The sequence below is a fragment of the Halosimplex marinum genome (assembly GCF_051414075.1).
Classification (GTDB): Archaea; Halobacteriota; Halobacteria; order Halobacteriales; family Haloarculaceae; genus Halosimplex; species Halosimplex marinum.
On sequence record NZ_JBLKNY010000004.1, the window covers coordinates 502683 to 520572 of the forward strand.

General features: G+C 70.6%; 21 protein-coding genes. 12 read left to right on the forward strand and 9 right to left on the reverse strand.

Annotated elements, in window-relative coordinates; translation table 11 throughout:
• Positions 1-161: 161 nt before the first annotated feature.
• Entirely contained in the window at positions 162-434 is a 273-nt protein-coding gene (locus ACMGFI_RS10555; RefSeq protein WP_436909491.1) for a MarR family transcriptional regulator, read from the forward strand.
• A gap of 72 nt (positions 435-506) precedes the next feature.
• Here ACMGFI_RS10555 and ACMGFI_RS10560 read toward each other — a convergent pair whose 3' ends face one another.
• The 3 genes from ACMGFI_RS10560 to pth2 form a co-directional block, all read right to left on the reverse strand.
• Complete coding sequence (locus ACMGFI_RS10560) at positions 507-1277, reverse strand: archaeal proteasome endopeptidase complex subunit beta (protein ID WP_436909493.1); 771 nt, start codon at positions 1275-1277, stop codon at positions 507-509.
• Positions 1270-2016, reverse strand: a complete 747-nt coding sequence (gene psmA, locus ACMGFI_RS10565; protein ID WP_436909495.1) for an archaeal proteasome endopeptidase complex subunit alpha — start codon at positions 2014-2016, stop codon at positions 1270-1272. The genes ACMGFI_RS10560 and psmA overlap by 8 nt, the downstream gene beginning before the upstream one ends.
• A 110-nt stretch (positions 2017-2126) precedes the next feature.
• Positions 2127-2465, reverse strand: coding sequence for a peptidyl-tRNA hydrolase Pth2 (pth2, locus tag ACMGFI_RS10570; protein WP_436909496.1), 339 nt, complete (start codon positions 2463-2465; stop codon positions 2127-2129).
• A gap of 108 nt (positions 2466-2573) precedes the next feature.
• Here pth2 and ACMGFI_RS10575 point away from each other — a divergent pair, with 108 nt between their 5' ends.
• The 7 genes from ACMGFI_RS10575 to ACMGFI_RS10605 all read left to right on the forward strand — a co-directional run bounded on the left by ACMGFI_RS10575 (position 2574) and on the right by ACMGFI_RS10605 (position 10264).
• Positions 2574-4115 carry a glycoside hydrolase family 43 protein gene (locus ACMGFI_RS10575; RefSeq protein WP_436909498.1) on the forward strand — a complete coding sequence of 514 codons (1542 nt, stop codon included), beginning with the start codon at positions 2574-2576 and terminating at the stop codon, positions 4113-4115.
• A gap of 105 nt (positions 4116-4220) precedes the next feature.
• Complete coding sequence (locus tag ACMGFI_RS10580; RefSeq protein ID WP_436909500.1) at positions 4221-5396, forward strand: glycosyltransferase family 39 protein; 1176 nt, start codon at positions 4221-4223, stop codon at positions 5394-5396.
• An 86-nt stretch (positions 5397-5482) separates the two neighbouring features.
• The gene (dcd, locus tag ACMGFI_RS10585) at positions 5483-6070 is read left to right on the forward strand and encodes a dCTP deaminase (protein ID WP_436909502.1); all 588 of its coding nucleotides are present in this window, start codon (positions 5483-5485) and stop codon (positions 6068-6070) included.
• A 30-nt stretch (positions 6071-6100) separates the two neighbouring features.
• A complete protein-coding gene (locus tag ACMGFI_RS10590; RefSeq protein WP_436909504.1) occupies positions 6101-6997 on the forward strand; it encodes a thiamine-phosphate synthase family protein in 897 nt (298 codons plus the stop codon).
• On the forward strand, positions 6997-7659 hold the full coding sequence (locus ACMGFI_RS10595) for a class I SAM-dependent methyltransferase (protein WP_436909506.1): 663 nt from the start codon (positions 6997-6999) through the stop codon (positions 7657-7659). Before ACMGFI_RS10590 ends, ACMGFI_RS10595 begins: the two co-directional genes overlap by 1 nt.
• A gap of 87 nt (positions 7660-7746) precedes the next feature.
• On the forward strand, positions 7747-9492 hold the full coding sequence (locus ACMGFI_RS10600) for a glycoside hydrolase 5 family protein (RefSeq protein WP_436909508.1): 1746 nt from the start codon (positions 7747-7749) through the stop codon (positions 9490-9492).
• 490 nt (positions 9493-9982) lie between these two features.
• Positions 9983-10264, forward strand: coding sequence for a hypothetical protein (locus ACMGFI_RS10605; RefSeq protein WP_436909510.1), 282 nt, complete (start codon positions 9983-9985; stop codon positions 10262-10264).
• An 81-nt stretch (positions 10265-10345) separates the two neighbouring features.
• Here ACMGFI_RS10605 and ACMGFI_RS10610 read toward each other — a convergent pair whose 3' ends face one another.
• Both ACMGFI_RS10610 and ACMGFI_RS10615 read right to left on the reverse strand, forming a co-directional pair.
• Positions 10346-10936: a hypothetical protein gene (locus tag ACMGFI_RS10610; protein ID WP_436909511.1), complete on the reverse strand. Its 591-nt coding sequence runs from the start codon at positions 10934-10936 to the stop codon at positions 10346-10348.
• A 156-nt stretch (positions 10937-11092) separates the two neighbouring features.
• Positions 11093-11734, reverse strand: coding sequence for a helix-turn-helix transcriptional regulator (locus tag ACMGFI_RS10615; protein ID WP_436909512.1), 642 nt, complete (start codon positions 11732-11734; stop codon positions 11093-11095).
• A 147-nt stretch (positions 11735-11881) separates the two neighbouring features.
• Between ACMGFI_RS10615 and ACMGFI_RS10620 the strand changes: the two genes are divergently transcribed.
• A complete protein-coding gene (locus tag ACMGFI_RS10620) occupies positions 11882-12571 on the forward strand; it encodes a hypothetical protein (protein WP_436909514.1) in 690 nt (229 codons plus the stop codon).
• A 70-nt stretch (positions 12572-12641) separates the two neighbouring features.
• Here the strand turns inward: ACMGFI_RS10620 and ACMGFI_RS10625 are convergent, their stop codons facing one another.
• Together ACMGFI_RS10625 and ACMGFI_RS10630 are read right to left on the reverse strand one after the other, a co-directional pair.
• Complete coding sequence (locus ACMGFI_RS10625) at positions 12642-13424, reverse strand: DUF7001 family protein (protein WP_436909516.1); 783 nt, start codon at positions 13422-13424, stop codon at positions 12642-12644.
• 50 nt (positions 13425-13474) lie between these two features.
• Entirely contained in the window at positions 13475-13621 is a 147-nt protein-coding gene (locus ACMGFI_RS10630; protein ID WP_167837336.1) for a hypothetical protein, read from the reverse strand.
• A 121-nt stretch (positions 13622-13742) separates the two neighbouring features.
• Here ACMGFI_RS10630 and ACMGFI_RS10635 point away from each other — a divergent pair, with 121 nt between their 5' ends.
• Both ACMGFI_RS10635 and ACMGFI_RS10640 read left to right on the forward strand, forming a co-directional pair.
• Positions 13743-14456 carry a class I SAM-dependent methyltransferase gene (locus tag ACMGFI_RS10635; RefSeq protein ID WP_436909517.1) on the forward strand — a complete coding sequence of 238 codons (714 nt, stop codon included), beginning with the start codon at positions 13743-13745 and terminating at the stop codon, positions 14454-14456.
• A gap of 23 nt (positions 14457-14479) precedes the next feature.
• A complete protein-coding gene (locus ACMGFI_RS10640; RefSeq protein ID WP_436909518.1) occupies positions 14480-16036 on the forward strand; it encodes a SagB/ThcOx family dehydrogenase in 1557 nt (518 codons plus the stop codon).
• 3 nt (positions 16037-16039) lie between these two features.
• On the opposite strand, the gene ACMGFI_RS10645 is transcribed toward ACMGFI_RS10640, so the two are convergent.
• Complete coding sequence (locus ACMGFI_RS10645) at positions 16040-16216, reverse strand: hypothetical protein (RefSeq protein ID WP_436909520.1); 177 nt, start codon at positions 16214-16216, stop codon at positions 16040-16042.
• A gap of 75 nt (positions 16217-16291) precedes the next feature.
• Between ACMGFI_RS10645 and ACMGFI_RS10650 the strand changes: the two genes are divergently transcribed.
• Entirely contained in the window at positions 16292-16450 is a 159-nt protein-coding gene (locus ACMGFI_RS10650; RefSeq protein WP_436909521.1) for a hypothetical protein, read from the forward strand.
• Between the two features lie 461 nt (positions 16451-16911).
• Here the strand turns inward: ACMGFI_RS10650 and ACMGFI_RS10655 are convergent, their stop codons facing one another.
• Positions 16912-17844, reverse strand: a complete 933-nt coding sequence (locus ACMGFI_RS10655) for a sulfide-dependent adenosine diphosphate thiazole synthase (protein ID WP_436909522.1) — start codon at positions 17842-17844, stop codon at positions 16912-16914.
• Positions 17845-17890 lie beyond the last annotated feature (46 nt).

Below are 17890 nucleotides of genomic sequence, written 5' to 3' on the forward strand. Positions count from 1 at the left end.
GCGACCGCGTCCGCTTTTCCGCGGCGGATCCGGCCGAAACCGCCGCCTACCGGCGACGTATTCGACGAACGGGCAGAAATAATAGGTCACCTTATATGGTTTGCACTGTATGGTCACCCATATAGCCAACTTTTACCAGTACCCTCGCGAGACGAGGTGACATGAGCACGACGATAGACGAGGCCGCAGCGGAGGAGGCGCTGGGTGAGGCGGAGTTCCGCGAGCGGCTCCGCGAGCTCCCCCCGAGCGCGAAGCTAGTGGCGAAGGTACTGGAGACGGACGCACCGCTCTCGCAGGGGCAACTGGCCGAGGAGTCGCTGCTGCCCGACCGGACCGTCCGCTACGCCCTCAATCGCCTCGAAGAGTCCGGCCTCGTGGGCTCGCGGTACAGCTTCCACGACGCCCGGAAACAGGTCTACTTCCTCAACAACTAGGCCGCCGCGGCCGCTCGCGTCCGTTTCGAAAACGGGTGGGTCGCGGGGCCGGCGCGTTCGCGTTCTCGCTCGCTACTCGGCCAGCGCCGCGGCGGTGTCGTCGAACCCCTCGATGTCGACGCCCTCGGCGGTGACCTCGGCGACGTAGACGCCGTTGCCCGAGCCGGTGTCGCGCTCGCTGGCGGCCTCGACCGCCCGCACCGCAAGGTCCCGCGCCTCGGCGAGGCTCATCTCGCGGTCGTACTCGCCCTCGATGGCCCCGTGTGCGAGTTGCATCCCCGAGCCGGTGACGGTGTAGTCGTCGGCCATGACGCCGCCGGCGGGGTCGATGCTGTAGACGTGGCTCCCCTCCTCGTCGACGCCCGCGAGGATCGGGTTGATGGCGAACCACGGCCCGCCGCGGGCGAAGTTGCCCGCCAGCGTCGCCAGCGCGTGGATGCCGATCGACTCGCCCTTGCGGACCTCGTAGAGGTCGGCCTCCGAGCGGAGCGTCCGGATGAACGACTGTGCACCACCCACGGAACCGACGAGCGTCAGCACGCCCGTCGGGTGGATCTGCTCGACCTTCTGGACGGACTTGTTCGAGACGAACCGCCCGCCCAGCGAGGCGCGCATGTCCGTCGCGACGACGACGCCGTCCTCCGTGGCGATACCGACCGTCGTCGTCCCGGTCTTGTTGACCGACTCCTCGTCGCGGGCCCGGGCGTTCCCGGTCCCGTTCCCGGATCCGCCCGCTCCGCTTCCGCCGCCGGAGTGGCTGTCGCCGAACCCGTCGCCGAGTTCGGGCGCGGTCGGGTCGCCGACGGCGTCGGCGCCGGTCAGCGGGTCGGTGAACTTACTCATCGGCCTCACCTTCCAGGTCCAGTTCGGCGAGGTGGCTCTCGATCGCCTCGGGGTCGAGCGAGCGCACCCGGTGGGTCTCGGTGTCGACCACGGTCACCTCGACCGCCTCGGAGTCGACCGTCCCGTCCTCGTCGCCCTCCCCGATCGCCTCCAGCGCGAGGGCGACCCCGGCGTCGAGGTCCATCCCGTCGCGGTACTCGTCTTCGAGGAAGCCCATGAGCCGCTCGCGGTTCCCGCCGATGGCGGTCGCCTGCCACTCGTAGGGCGTCCCCGAGGGGTCGGTCTCGAAGAGCCGCGGCGTCCCGTCGGGGTCGACGCCGCCGATGGCCAGCGCCACGCCGAACGGGCGGACGCCGCCGCTCTGGGTGTAGCGCTGGATGTAGTCGGTGACCTCCTTCGCCAGCGACTCCACGCCGATCGGTTCGTCGTAGCGCAGTCGGTTGACCTGTGCCTGCTCGCGGGCGTAGTCGACGAGCTGGCGCGCGTCCGCGACGTGGCCCGCGCTCGCGACCGCGATGTGGTCGTCGACGCGGTGGAGTTTCTCGATGCTCCCCTCCTCGACGAGCGGCGACCGGACCTGCCTGTCCGCGGCGAGCACCGCCCCGTCGGCGGTGCGAACCCCGACGCTGGCGGTGCCGCGCTTGATCGCTTCCCGAGCGTACTCGACCTGATAGAGGCGTCCGTCCGGCGAGAAGATCGAGGTCCCGCGGTCGTACGCCTGCTGGTTCTGATCCTGCATAGTGCGTCACTGAGTCGTCGTGACTAACCTGGGGTTAGGGATTGTAGTATAAAAACGCTTGCCGGTTGTGCGAGTCGATCGACCGACCGCGACGCCGTAGTCGCGTGTTTTCAGTACAGCGAGAGGTCGCCGGTCACCTTGTCGACGAGGTCGTCGCGCGCGGGGCCGACGGCCAGGGCGCTGGCGGTGCCCGGTTCGAGTTGCGTGTGGCCGGCGTCGCGGACGACGGCGTGGGGGAGCCCTTCGCGCTCGGCTTTGTCGGCGAGTTCGAACAGTTCGGACTCGCTGTCGGCCTGCAGGACGACCTTCTTCTGACCGCTGCCCTTCCACTCGCTGGCGGCCCCCCGGTCGGCGTCCTCGTAGGCCATGAGCGAGGCGTGGGCGACCTGCGCGGCGAGTTTCCCCTCGCCCATCCCGAGGTCGGCGCGGGCGACGATGGCCTGCTTCATGGTCGCCCCGAGGCAGGGGGCGCGTAACTGCCTTTCCATCCCCGCCGGACGCCCGGGCGACCGCGAGGCTCCGCAGGAGTTACGGCCCGCGGCGGCGAGCGCTGTGGTATGCCGTCCAACCCCGTCCTGCCCGGCTTCCACCCCGACCCGTCGGTCTGCCGGGCCGGCGAGACGTTCTACCTGGCGACGAGTTCCTTCGAGTACTTCCCCGGCCTGCCGCTCTACCGGAGCGGGAACCTGGCCGACTGGGAACCCATCGGCCACGCGCTCACCCGCGAATCGCAACTGGACACCTGCGACGCCCGGATTTCGGGCGGGATCTTCGCGCCGACGATCCGGGAGCACGACGGCACGTTCTACCTGACCTCGACGAACACCAGCGGCGGCGGCCACTTCGTCGTCACCGCCGACGACCCCGCCGGCGAGTGGTCCGACCCCGTCTACATCGACGCGCCCGGCATCGATCCGGACCTCTTCTGGGACGGTGACACCGCCTACTTCACCTACTTCACGACCGACACCGACCGCGGGATCGAGCAGGCCGAGATCGACCCGGAGACGGGCGAACTGGGTGAGTCGCGGACCGTCTGGACCGGCCACGAGGACCCCCACGCCGAGGCGCCCCACATCTACGAGCGGGCGGAGACCTACTACCTCGTCGCCGCGGAGGGCGGTACCCACACCGGCCACTCGGTGACGGTCGGCCGGAGCGACGACCCGACGGGGCCGTTCGAGCCCCACCCCGAGAACCCGGTCCTCACCCACCGCGACGACTTCTACCGGGACGTACACGCGACGGGCCACGCCGACCTGGTGACCGACGCCGACGGGAACTGGTGGCTGGTCTGCCTGGGGATCCGCCCGCGCGGCGGCTTCCCCGGCTGGCACCACCTCGGCCGCGAGACGTTCCTCGCACCCGTCGCCTGGGAGGACGGCTGGCCGGTCGTCGACGGCGAGGAGGTCCCGGCCGAGATCGACGCCGCCGACCTGCCGGGTGACGCTGACCCAGTGGACGCCGGCCCGAACCCCGTCGAACACACGGACACCGACTTCTCGGAGGGGCGGAGCCACGAGTGGATCTACCGGCGGACGCCCGACCGCGACCGCTACGACTTCACCGGCGACGGGCTCGTCCTCCGCGGGGGCCCCGAGGCCCTCGACGAGAAGGGGACGACCTTCCTCGCGCGTCGGCAGACGAACTTCGACTGTCGGATCCGAACCGACGTCGCCTTCGACCCCGACCCCGGCGAGGAGGCCGGACTGGCGCTCGTCATGGACGAACAGCACCACTACGAGGTCGGCATCGTCGGCGGGGACGACAGTGGCGCCGACCGCGGCGAGGCCGGCCGCGGTGACGCCGGCGACGGCGAGGCCGTCGTCCGCGTCACCGTCGGCGACGCGACCGACGTGCTCGCGCGCGAATCGGTCGGCGAGCGAGTGACGCTCGGGGTCGACGCCGTCGCCGAGTCCTACGAGTTCCTGGTCGACGGCGAGGTCGTCGCCGAGGCGCGCCCGAAGTACCTCTCGACGGAGGTCGCGGGCGGGTTCACCGGCGTCGTGGTCGGCCCCTACGCCGTCGCCGAGGGCGGACCGGCCGAGGCGACGCCCGCCCGCGTCGAGCGGTTCGTCTACGAACCCGCCGAGCGGTAGCCGGCGCTGTGGCCCGCGTCTCGCCCCCGCCGTGTCGATCCCGTCGGACCCCTGCGGTCGCATGAAGAAGATTTTCAAGGGAGGGAGGTGTCAGCCACGCTATCGATGGTCCTCCGCCGCTCCAGCGTCCGCGACGCCCTCTCCGAGCCCCTCCCCGACGACGCGGGGGCGCGCGACGCCGCTCTCCTCTTCCTGGTCGCGCTCGCCCTGCGCTCGTGGGTGTGGGCCGACATGGGCACCCACGTCGTCCGCGACGGCACCCGCTACCTGACGTGGTGTAGCGACCTCTCCGTCGGGACCCTGCTCGGGACCCGCGCGGTCGCCTACTCGGGCTACTGGCTACCCTACTGCGGCTGGCTGAAGGCGACCGGCGAGTGGGTCCACGGCTGGGTCGGCGTCCAGGTCGTCCTCTCGGCGCTGGCGCCCGTCCTCGTCTACGCGGCAGGGCGCCACCTCGTCGGTCGCTCCGCGGGGCTCGTCGCCGGCGGCGCGCTCGCGCTCCAGTGGGAAGTCTACCGGTGGGCGGCCCGCCCGCAGTCGGAGTTCGTGCTCACGTTCGCGCTCGCGCTCGCGCTGTGGCGGCTGGCCCACTACCACACGACGCCGACGACCCGCAACCGTCTGCTCGCGCTCGGGTCGCTGGGTTTCGTCGCGCTCGCCCGCCCGAACGGTCTCCCCATCGTCGGCGCGTACCTCCTCTACGACCTCCTGCCGGCGGACAGCGACCACCGGCTGAACCTCGGGTTCCCGGCGAAGGTCAACCTCGGTATCGTCGGCGCGCTCGCCGCAGGGATCGCCTATCGCCTCCAGTTCGGCTGGGCCAAGGGGTCGATGCTGTACCACTGGCGCGAGGGGATCATCGTCACGCCCGAGCGGGTCGTCTACAGCTACGAGCCCGCCGCCGCGAGCGGCGTCGTCGACTTCTTCGTCGCCAACGCCGCGCACGTCGTCGCCATCGCGGTCCTGCGCGGGCTGTGGTTCTTCTCGCCGGTGATGCCCGGCTGGTCGTCGAGTCACGCGCTGAAGGGAAGTCTGACTCTGGTACCCCTGATGGTCCTCGCCGCGCTGGGGGTCCGGGCGGCGGTCCACCGCGAGGAGTGGGACCTGCTCGCGCTGTGGGGGACGCCGCTGGTCGCGGTCGTCGTCACCGCGATGGGCATCTGGGTGGCCGGCTGGCGCAACTTCCTCGGCCCCGCCGCCGTCGTCTACGCGCTGTTCGCCGGCTACTACGTCTCGCTGACCGACTGGCCGGAGCGGATCGGCGCGCTGAGTCCGGTGTGACGGCGTCTCCTGGTTGGCGACCCACGCGCCGACCGCCCACCGCCGACAACCGTGAGATTTTCACGCCAGCGGGGAGAGACACCTGTATGATACTGTCGGACGCCGATATTCTGCGGCGCCTGGAGGCGGGCGAGTTGGTCGTCGAGCCGCTCGACGACCCAGACATCCAGATCCAGCCCGCCAGCGTCGACCTGCGGCTCGGCCGGGAGTTCCTGGAGTTCCAGCACGCCAACATCCCCTGTATCCACCCCAACAGCGAACAGGAGACGGAGGACTACACCGACCGCGTCGAAGTCCCCGAGGACGGCGAGTACATCCTCCACCCCGGCGACTTCGTGCTCGGCACGACCCACGAGCGCGTCGAGATCCCCGACGACCTCATCGCCCACGTCGAAGGGCGGTCCTCGCTGGGCCGGCTCGCCATCGTCGTCCACGCGACCGCGGGCCTGTGCGACCCCGGGTACAAGGGCCAGATCACGCTCGAACTCTCGAATCTCGGGACTGCTCCGGTGGCGCTGACCCCCGGGATGCGCATCTCCCAGCTGACCTTCACGGAGCTGAAGACGCCTGCCGACCGGCCCTACGGCGAGGAACGGGGATCGAAGTACCAGGACCAGTCCGGGCCGCAGGCCTCGAAGATCCAGGGCGATAGGGAGTTCGGCGGGGATCAGTGAGATGCTGTCGAGAACGGCGGTGACCGGCCGATGAAATTCGTCGAGGAGGTCGTCGTCGACGAGTTCCTGCCGACGTTCAGGTCGATGCTGGCGGAGGCGCTGCGCGAGCGGGACCTGACCCAGAGCGAAGTCGCGGAGCTGCTGGGGATCAGTCAGAGCGCCGTCTCGAAGTACGTCCACGGCGAGGTCGAGCGCAACGAGCGCCTGCTGGCCGACCGGCGGATGCGCGAACTGGTCGAGCGCCTCGCCGAGGGGCTGGCCAGCGGCGAGATGAGCCCGGTCCAGGCGCTCGTCGAGGCGGAGGTGTTCGTCCGCCGGCTCGAACAGGGGGACATGCTCGCCCAGCTCCACGAGGAGGAGATGCCCGGCCTCGCCGAGTACGGTGACGACCGCTTCGCCATCCACGACCCCGACAGCACCGTCCGCGCGGCCGAGCAGGTGCTCGCGTCGCTCCGGCGGGGCGTCCGCATCCTGGAGAACACCGACGACTTCCCCGAACTGGTGCCGGCGGTCGGCTCCAACCTCGTCGAGTGCCTGCCCGACGCCGACGGCATCGAGGACGTGGCCGCGGTGCCGGGGCGGATCCTCGATCTGGAGGGGACGACGGCGATCCCCGCGGACCCGGAGTTCGGCGTCAGCGAGCACGTCGCGAGCGTACTGCTCGCGGCGCGGGCCGGCGGCAGCGACGCCCGCGCGGCCCTGAACGTCCGCTACGACCCCGAACTCGTCGAGGCGCTGGAGGCGGCGGGGTACACCGCCGTCGAGTTCGACGCCGACCGCGACCCGACCGAGGCCGTCGCCGACGCGCTGGCGGAGTCGCCGGAGGCGGACGTGCTCTACCAGACCGGTGGGTTCGGCGTCGAACCGATCGTCTACGTGCTGGCCGCGGAGGCGCCGGCCGCTGCCCGGGCCGTCAGGGAACTCTAATGGCCAACGACACCCGGGCGACCCAGGCGTTCTACGGCCGCTGGGCGAACGCCTACGACTGGCTGGCGACCGCGCCGGGCGTCGACTCCTGGCGCGACCGCGCGGCCGACCGGCTCGACCTCGACCCGGGGGATACGGTCGTCGAGATGGGGTGTGGTACCGGCGCGAACTTCGCCCAGTTGCGCGAGCGCGTCGGCCCCGAGGGACGGGTCGTGGGCGTCGACGTGACTCGGGGAATGTTGCGGCGGGCCGGCGAGCGGATCGACCGCGCCGGCTGGGAGAACGTCCATCTCGTGCAGGCCGACGCGCGCCGGCCGCCCGTCGACGGTCCCGTCGACGCCGTCCTCGCGATGTTCGTCGTCGGGATGTTCGCGGACCCGCGCCCGGCGGTCGAGCGGTGGATCGGGACGCTGGATTCGGGCGGGCGGATCGCACTGTTGAACGCCGGCCGCTCCGAGCGGCGGGTGGCGACGCCGCTCAACCTGGGCTTCCGCGCGTTCGTGCGGCTGGCCGCCCCCGGCGACGGCCGCGTCTCGCCGACGGAGAGCCTGGAACGCCGGGTCGCGACCGCGCGCGATGCCGTCTACTCGAACTGTGCGGACCACGGCTTCGAGGAGTTCGGCCTGGGCTACCTGGGACTGGCGTGGGGCGAACGGGCGTGAGGTGCGCGATTGCCGTTCCGGCGCGCGGCCGGAGCGTCCGGCGACCCATCGGTGTGCTTTTGTAACATAGCCCGTACCGATCGCGGTATGCCGGACCGGAGACAGGTTCTCAGGACGACACTCGCGGCCGCGACCGTCGGGCTCGCGGGCTGTCCGGGCGGCGGTGGCGACAGCGACGGTGGCGGTGACGGGGGCACGCCGACCGAGCGGACGTTCACGGATCCCTGCGACAGCGTCGGCGACCTGGCGCCGTCCTCGGACACCGACCTGCTGGGTATCGACGACACGAACACCGAGCACTTCGTCCACCCCGACGGCAGCACCGACGAGGTGCGGTTCGTCCGGACGGGCACGACCGACAACGCCGCTATCGCCTACGCCTTCGGCGGCGAACTCCGCGAGGCGTCGGCGCAGTTCCACTGGCACGAGGCCGAGGGCGGCGACGTGCGCCTGGAGGCGTCGACCGACGGCGGCGACTCGTGGTCGGCGGTCGACGCCGCCCGCGAGGAGTACGGCGAGGTCAGCGCCTCGTGGCACCACGCGACTCTCTCCGCGGAGTTCCCCGACGGCGCCGACCGCTGTCGGTTCGTCCTCACCGGCGGGAACAAGGCCTGGAGCGGCCAGCTCGGCCACGTCGAGATCACCTACCTCGACGACGGCTCGACGGTCGAACCGGGTCCGACCGCCACGGCGACCCCGCAGTCGACGCCCGTGCCGACGCTGACGCCCATCGAGGGGTCGGCCGAGGACGTGGTCTTCGAGGAGTTCGTCGAAACGGATGGAACGGAGTTCGTCGTCGACGGCGAGCCCGCCTACTACAGCGGCGGCAACCACCCGCAGGTGTCACGCCACGACGGCGGCCTGTCCGCCAAAGAGTTGCTCTCGACGTGGACGGATCTGGTTCCCGGTCTCAACGTCATGCGCGTCCCCGCCTTCGGCGAGGGCCAGGACAACTACCTCCAGCCCGCGCCCGGTTTGTTCAGCGAGGAGGCGTTCCGCCTGCTCGACCGGGTCGTCTACCAGTTCGGCCGGATGGGCGTCCGGCTGGTGATGCCCCTGTCGAACTACTGGGACTGGCGCGGCGGGATCCCCCAGTACGTCGAGTGGGTCGGCGCCTCCGACAAGTCGGCGTTCTACACGAGCGACGAGATCCGGTCGTACTTCCGCGGGTTCGTCGAGACACTGCTCGAACGCGAGAACACGGTGACCGGGGTCAAGTACAGGAACGACCCCACGATCATGCTGTGGGAACTCGGGAACGAACCGCGCGTCGGGTCGGCCGACTACGAGACCTACAAGGAGTGGGTGAAGTCGACCGCGGAGTTCATCAAGGGCATCGACGACAACCACCTCGTCTCCACGGGAATGGAGGGGTTCTACGGCCCCGACGGCCCCGTCGGCGCCGACCCGACGCGCTACGTCGAGACCCACCGGATCGACGCCATCGACGCCGCGACCTACCACCTCTACCCCAACGCCTGGGGCCTCTCGAAGGACGAATCGGTGGAGTGGATCCGCGACCACGCCACCCAGGCCCACGAGGAGATCGGCAAGCCCGTCTACTGCGGGGAGTTCGGCTGGGAGGTCGACCGGAGCGACGACACGCCCGACAGCGAGGAACTCGCCGAGCGCAACGCGATGTACGAGCGGTGGTACGAGGCGATGGTCGACACCCGGACCAACGGCGCGATGGTGTGGGACCTCCGCAACGAGTCCGAGTACGAGTGGACCAGCCCGTGGAACCGCCACGCCATCTACCCGCGCGACGAAGGGACCGTGGCGTTGCTGGAGAACTACACCCAGCAGATCCGTGACCTGGCGGACGAGAGTTGAGGATTCGGTCGCTCGGCCATTCTCGCCGCGACGATGGCGCGAATCATCCACCATGGCGCGCGCTGGAGCGCGCGTTCATGCGCGCGACCGTAGCCGCGCGAGGGATGAGCATCGCAGGCTGTAGGCCGAGAAGCGCAAGAGGTTGGGGAGGCGTGAGGCTCACGGCATTCTGACCAGCCGCCGTTTCTAGACCACCACGACGGACCCCTCCTGGTGGACTGAAAGGGCGGGGCGCGCTCGCGTTCATGTAGTCGTCTGAGCGACCCCTACCCGAAGCGGCCTTCGGCCGCGAGGGTATGTCGCTCAGCGACCGCGAGCGCGCCGAGGGCTTTCATCGCCTGCTGTCGAGTGCGGTCGATCCAACCCCTGGCGAGCGCGCCGAGGACTTTCAACACTCACTGTCGACTGCGGTCGAGTCGACTGCTAGCGCACAGGCCGAGGACGCTCCTGCGCCGCCGGACTTTTCAGAACGGCGCGGAGATCCTAGACGATGCCCTCCAACAAGACAACAGGTGCGGCCCCGATAGCGACCGGCGTGCTACTCGCCGGTTCGGCCGCGCGAGAAGTCGCACAGCACGGACTCGAACTCTGGACGACGCTGGCGCTCGTCGGCGGTCTCTCGGCGGTCGCCGTCGGGGTCGGCGTCCTGACCGGCCGCGGCGGGTTCGACGCCGACGGTTCCGACGACCGGCGCGACCGGACGACGACGGTCGCACTCGCCGGCCTCGCGCTGGCGAGCGTCGCCGTCGGCGCCGCGGTCGCGCTGGCGTAGCGCCGTTCGCCGGTTACCCGTCCGCCAGCGGTCGGCGGGCGGAAGTGACGACAGGCGGATCGCAGTGCGCAGTCCGCCCGGTCACCGTTCGGGGGTCGACGCGTTCGCCACCGTGTACTCGCTGTCGTTCAGCGATATCCGGACGAACGCGTCGCTGTCGGTCGTGAGCCGCGTCGCGTTCGTCTCGGTCGGCGCGGCGGTGCCGTTAGTGCCGACCCAGACCGTCCCGTTGCCGACCCGTTCGATCTCGATCTCGTCCCGTTCGAACTCGTCGGCGGTCACGACGGCGGGTTCGTCGACGGCGACGACCGAGCCGTTGGACACGTCCGCGACGACGCGGGTCGGCGCCGTCTCGTTGCGCGCGATCCAGACAGACACCGCGTCGCCGTCGTCGACCGGCGCCCACACCTCGAAGCGGACGCGCTCGCCGTCGACGGCGTCGCGGACGCTCTCGTTCGCCCACGCCGTCCGCCAGGCTTGCTCGACCGTCGGGGCGTCGAGTTCGTCGTCGGGGTCGACCGTCTCGACCGTGTAGTTCTCGGGCGGTTCGACTGGTGCCGGCGTCCCCGTCGCGGGGGCCGCCGGCGAGTCCGTCGCGGTCGCGGCCACCACACTGCCCGTCCCGAGGACGAGCACCGCGGCGGCCGCGAGTGCGAATAGTTTCCGTCGCATTGTCTCACTGGGGCGGTCGCCCCGGCGACACCTTCGGAGAAAGCCCTCAAAGTCGTTGATTGGAAAAGGCCCGGAAGCGGTTCGAAACGGCCGAAAACCGGCGTTTCGTGGGTGGGATGAGCGTGACGAATCGGTCAGGTGAGCGTGACGAGCGGGTCAGGTGAGCGTGACGAGATTGCCCATGCCGCGGCGCTTGCGCTCGAGGAGGTCGCGGTGTTCGAGCGCGTCGAGCGTCCGGCTGACCGTCGCCTTCGACAGGTCGGTCTCCTCGACGATCTCCCGCTGGGGGCGCTCGCCGCCGGCGTCGAGGACGAGCCTGAAGACGGTCTCCTCGTTGCCGGTCAGCCGCTCCGCGGCCGCCTCCCACTCCTCGCGACGGGACTCCGGATCGGCCGCGGCCGCCTGCCCGGCGCGTTCGGGTGCGGCGTCCGGCACGCGGGTCGCGCCGTCAGCGACGGGCTGTGCCGCGTCGGGGTCGGCGGACGGAACCGGGTCGGCGGCGCGGTCGTCCGTCCGGTCGGAGTCGGTACCGGACTGGTGCGGGTCGGTATCGGACCGACTTGAGTCGCCCACGAGCAGGTACGTGCCGGCCGCGCCGAGGAGCGCCGCCGAGACGCCGACCACCGCCACGTCGCCGTACGTGAAGTACTGCCCGATGCGGGTGGTCTGGGTGCCGTCGGCGCCCATCGAGACGACGACCGGGGACGGCGAGATCAGCTGGACGGCGAGCACGAGCGCCGCGGCGACGACGGCGACCGCGGCGAGGAGGTGTCGCGGGTGGAGGGCGCGGGGGTCCATGGCCGACGCTAGCCGGGGACACCCCCAAATGCGTATCGCTCTCATCCCGGCGTTCGGCGCTGAAACGTCCGTGAAACGCGTTTCCAACGCGTTCGGAACGCGTTTCATCGACGGGTTGATTGGCTCTTCCGACCGACCGATCACGGGATGGCGACCGACGACCGCACCCGGACGATCGGAGACCGCACCGGGACGACCGACTATCGGGCTCGGGCGGCTCTGCTCGTCGGGCTGGTGGCGCTCGGCGTCGGGCTCGGGGCGACCGGGACCGCGCTGTTCCCGGGCGACCCCGCCGGCGCCGGCGAGCCCGGCGCGGCGTTCGTGGTCTCGGAGCGGAACGTGAGCGTCGTCGACGCCGACCGCGACCCGACCGTGGTCGCGAACGTCTCCTCGGCGAGCCGGGTCGAGATCGAGCGGGTCGACAGCAGCCGGTTCAAGGTCAGCACCGACACGCCGCTGACCGACCGCGAGCGCCGACGCGCGAAGGCGATCGCCCGGTCGAACGAGACCGTGCGACGGGCCCTCGCCGTGATGGACGGGTACGAACTGGCGGTCGAACCGATACGGAAACTCACCGTCGGGTCCGCGGCCCGGGTGAACGCGACCGCGTGGTCGGTGAACGGGTCCGACGGGGTCCGGACCTTCCGGGTCGAGAACGTCACCGGCGGGTCGGACGGGTCGGTCGTCGTCGGGCGGTCGCGCGACTACGTCGACGGCGCGGCGAGCGTCGAGATCCGCCGCTCCCCGTCCGGCGAACTCGCCTACAGGGCCCGGGTGGACCTGGCGAACGGGACGGTGACCGGCGTCACCGACTGGGCGGCGGTCCGGGACGGCTGACCGGAGAGGCGACGCGCTCGGCCGGAAATAGGGTCCGGAGTCGGCCGGTCGCCGCGCGTTCCCGACGGAACTACGCCCGGTATCGCTCAGCGTGCGCGGGACAGAACTCCGGGTCCCGCAGTTGCGCCCGGACGACGCCGGGCTGGCGGTGGGGATTCGTCAGCCGACAGTCCGCGTCGTCGCAGAAGTCCTCGCCCGTCTCCAGGTAGTGGTAGCACTGGAGGACGTAGCCTCGCAGCGCCTCGGTCGTCCGGGGGTCGTCCGCGACGAGGAACTCCCCCTCGACCTCGTTCTCCAGCACCTCCCGCGGGGGCGCGTTACCCGACAGCAGGGCGTGTTTCTGCTGTTCCTCGTAGTACTGTTCGGGCTTGGCGGGCGCCTCGTAGAGGCCCGGCACCGACACCACGCCCGGCTGGCCGAGGACGTTCACGCGCTTGTGCCAGCGGCCGTCGTGGTCGCCCCAGGTCCCCACCACGCGGTCCACCAGCGGGACGTGCAGGTGGTCGAGCCCGCGCTCCTCGTCCGGAAGCAGGCCGTTCAGGATCTCCTGGACCGCCAGGCCGTCGTAGATGACGCCGCCGCCGCGCTCGGGATTCTCGATAGCCCGCCCCTCGTAGCGGACGATGCCGACCATCGTGTTGCCGGTCTCGCGCTCGTACGGCGAGAGCACCCGCGCCTCGGCGAACGACTCCGCGAGGTCCTGGTCGTCGTCACCGTCCTCGTCCCCGAAGACGGAGAGGAACCGGTCGCGCACCCCCACGTCGGCGTCGACGCGCTCGCGGAGCCACTCGGCGACTGCGTCCGCGTCGGCCGCCGTCGTCGGCGCGCGGTAGAGCGTGACCTCGTCGACCATGTGAGTCGGTGGTACCACCGCGTAAAACGCGTTGCGGCTCGGGACGAACGCTATATCTCGCTGCCGTCGAAGCGCTCGTGGCGCTGGTCGTCCAGCTCCGCGAGGTGTTCCCTGATGACGCTGCGCCTGTCCTTCCGGTTGCACGCCGGCGCCGGGCAGCCGACGTACTCCCGCTCTCTGGTCGCCGTCTCGGGCATGGTTCGTGCTACGAACTCACACACTATATTCGGACCGGTCACTCGGTTGCCGAGTACCTGCGGGTTCCTCGTCCGAAAATACTATACACTGATGTACAGATAAAGACATCAAGCAACAACAATGGGCAACGAGAAGTTCGAAGTCGAGGCCGACTTCCTGACGATCGGTCGGACGTTCGCGGAGTACCGGCGGATGTTCGACCTGCGCGCCGGGGACATCGCGGGGCGGGAGATACTGGACTGCGGCGGGGGCGCGGGGACGTTCACGGCGACGGCGGCGGAACTGGCCGAGCGGGCGGTCGCGGTCGACCCCCTGTTCGGCCCGCCGTCCGACGCCCTCGAACCGGAACTGCGCGACGCCATCGAGTACAACGTCGCCCAGCTCCGCGAGAAGCGGGATCTCTTCGTCTGGGACTTCTACGGTGACGTGGAGGCGCGCGGCCGGTACCTCCGCGCAGCGGCCGAGCGGTTCCTCGCCGACTACGCGACCCACCCCGAGCGCTACGTCGCGGGCGCGCTCCCGGCCCTCCCCGTCGAGGACGACGCGGTCGACCTCGCGCTGGTCTCGAACCTGCTTTTCACCTACGACGACCGGCTGGACCGGTCGTTCCACGAAGCCGCGGTCAGGGACCTCGCCCGGGTCGCACGCGAGGAGGTCCGCGTCTTTCCGCTACACTCGCTGGACCGCACCCGATCGGCGTTCGTCGAGCCCGCCGCCGAGTCGCTCCGGGCGGACGGCCACGCCGTCGAGTTCAGGGCGGTGCCCTACGAGTTCCAGCCCGGCGCGACCGAGATGCTGGTCGTCGAGCCGTCCCAACCCACCCCAAACGGTTAGCCTCGGCCGGTCGAACCCGGGGCATGGTCGACGCCCGCGAGTACCACGAGCGGACGAACCACTCGCCGGAGCGGCTCCGCGAGATGTCCTTCGAACTCGACGAGTCCAACCGTCCCCGCCCGTACAAAGTCTACGAGGACCTGCCCCGCCTGTCGCCCGAGGGCGAGCAGGACCCGCCCGAGACGCCCGCGCTGGCCGCCGTCGCGACCGACGGCGCGGACCCGCCCGCGGCGGCACCCGCGCCCGAGGCCGAAGACGGAAGCGGGGACGATCCAGACATCGCGACGCTCTGTCACTACGCCGCCGGGGTCACGAAGGAACTGGAGATCGGGGGCCGGGAGATGCGGTTCCGCGCCGCCGCCTGCACGGGGAAGCTCTACCACGTCGACCTGTACGCCGTGACCGGCGACTGCGGAGAGTTCTCCCCCGGCGTCTACCACTTCGACCCCGACAGCGGCGAGTTCGACGTGCTCCGGGAGGGCGACTACCGTGGCGTCCTGGCGGCGGCCAGCGGCGACCACGCCGGGGTCGCCGACGCGCCCGTGACCGTCGTCGCCGCGTCGGAGTGGTGGCGCAACGCCTGGAAGTATCGCGAGCGCACCTACCGCCACGCCTTCTGGGACTCGGGGACGATCCTCGCGAACCTGCTCGCGGTCGCCCACGGCGGCGGCCACCGCACGGAAGTGGTTGCGGGCTTCGCGGACGACCCCGTCGTCGAGTTGCTCGGCCTCGAACCCGACGACGAGGCGCCGCTGGCGCTCGTCCCCGTTGGCTCGGGGTCGGCGGTCCCCGAGAGCGCCGAGGCGCCCGAGGTGGGCCCTATCGACCCCGCGGAACGGCCGCTTTCGGACGACCCCGTGGACTACCCGCTGGTCGCGGACGCCTGGCGGCAGAGCCGGCTGGATGACGGCGACGCCGCCCAGGCCTGGCGCGAGGCCTTCGCCCACGAGGTCGCGGACACCTCGCTGGGCGAGCGCGCGGACGACGCGGAGTGGGTCGCTCTCGACCCGGTCGACGCGGAGACCGCCTCGGCGCGACCGGTCGGGGCGACCATCGAGCGCCGTGGGTCCTGCCGCGAGTACAGCCACGAGTCGATCAGTGCCCGGAAGTTCGCGACCGTGCTGGACCGGGCGCTCGGCGGGGTCCCGGCCGACGCCTTCGCCGGCGACCTCCGCGGGCTCGTGGACTGCTACTGTCTCGTCCACGCCGTCGAGGGAGTCGACCCCGGCGTCTACGAGTACCACCCCGGCGCCGACGAACTGGAGTGGGTTCGGGAGACGGACCGCGAGACGGCCGGTCACCTCGCGCTCGGGCAGTCGGTCGTGGGCGACGCCGCGGTGAACGTCTACCTGATGGCGGACGTGGACGCTGTGGTCGAGGAGTTCGGGAATCGCGGCTATCGGCTCGCACAACTGGAGGCCGGGATCGCGCTCGGTCGGCTCTACCTGGCGACCTACGCCCACCTCGGGTTGGGCGGTCGCGGGTTCACCTTCTTCGACACCGAGGTCGCGGAGTACCTCTCGCCCCACGCCGACGGGCAGACGCCGATGACGCTCTTTGCGTTCGGAAAGCCCGCGTGAGAATCAGGACTGCGGTTCCGGCGGTTCGCCGGTCGCGTGGTGTGGCCCGACCGGGCCGTGTTCGGGGCAGGTGCCTGCGATGGGCGTCGCGTTGAGACAGCACTGCCGACTGTCCGTGGCTGCGAGGTCTTTCTGGAGTTGTCGGCCGCAGAGTCGGCAGTACTCGGTGTCGCCGGTCACCGGTCGGTGTTCGCGCTTCACCGGCAAAGCGTCGGTGGCCGCAAGCACTATCGTGTCCGCTGTCTATCAACTGCCATGGCACTGCTCGCGCTGGTGTTCTACGGGCTCGTCGCCCTCGCTGTCGTCGCCATCGGGTCGTTCGTCGGCACGATGCTCGCTCTGCAGGTCTACCACGGGGACAGGTCGGTATCGCTCGACGGCCTCGTTCGGCGCGTGAACAACGACACGCGGTGACCACTATCGTCGTGTCTACTGTACTCGACGGCGAGCGCTGAAAGCCCTCGGCGCGCTCGCGGTCGCTGAGCGACATATCCGCGCTCTCGACACCGCCCGCGCGGATAGGGGTCGCTCAGGCGACTACACTGGACGCGAGCGCGCCTCGCCCTTTCAGTCCGCCAGGACTGCGACCGCACAGCACCACAGACAGCCACGAACCTCCCCAGCCGATTCGCTCCTGGCGTCGCTCATCCCTCGCGCGGCTACCGTCGCGCGCATGAAAGCGCGCTCCAGCGCGCGCCGACCGCACCGCGACTACCGAATGTAGTTAGCATCCGGCGCCTCCGGCGCCGGTTCACCGGACGCGAGGGAGCGAAGCGACCGAGTCGTCCGGATCTTTTTCCCCAAGTTTTTGCGGCGGAGGATCCCCGCAGCGCGCCTCCGGCGCGCGAGGAGCTCTCCGCCGGAAAAAGTGGCTTCTAGTCGTCGGCGGGGGCCGCGGCGTCGCGGGAGGTCAGGTCGACGGGGTCGGCGTCGACTTCGAGTTCGTCGAGCGCGACCTGGGCGGCGCGCTTGCCGGAGACGAGCATGGCGCCGAAGGTCGGGCCCATGCGCGGGAGGCCGTACGTGGTGGCGGTGGCCATGCCGGTGACGACGAGGCCGTCGTGGGCGAGGCCGGTGTGCTCGACGACGGCGTCCTCGCTCTCGCCGACCCACATCGAGTCGTGACCGGGCGAGTCGTGGCCGGGGGCGCCGTAGGTGTCGTCGTCGGTCTGGTCCATGCCGCTGGCCTCCTCCTCCAGTCCGGGCGCGTTCAGCACGCCGCGCTCGTCGAGCTTCTTGACGGCCATCGCGTCGTGGCCGGTGGCGTCGATGACGAGGTCGGCCTCGACGGCGATGGGGTCGACGCAGGTGATCTCGCGGGGGAGCGCGTGGACCGGCGTCCAGTTCATGACGATGCCGCCGACGCGGTGGTCCTCGCGGATGACGATGTCCGTGAACTCCGTCATGTTCTGCATCTTCGCGCCCGCGTCGCAGGCCGCCTTGATGAGGCCCGAACACGCTTCGGGCCCGTTGGCGACGTAGAGCCCCTCGCTGTCCTTGGACTGCTTGTGGTCCACGTCGAGTTCGTCGAGGACCTGCTGGGCCGGGTCGCGGACGGTGACCTTGTTCATCAGGAACCCGCCGAGCCAGAACCCGCCGCCGAGGTAGTTGTTCTTCTCGACGACCATCGTCTGGACGCCCCGCTCGGAGAGCTCCTTCGCCGCCATCAGCCCCGAGGGACCGCCGCCGACGATGATCACGTCGCTGTCTGAGAAGTCCATGAACTCCTCGGTCCACTCCTGGCCGATCGCTCGGGTGACTTCCGCCTCGCCGACGTCGCTGAACTGATCGAAGCCTTCCTGGCTCATATCACTTGGTGTTACCAGCCAGTGGTAAAACACCTTTCGTTATAAT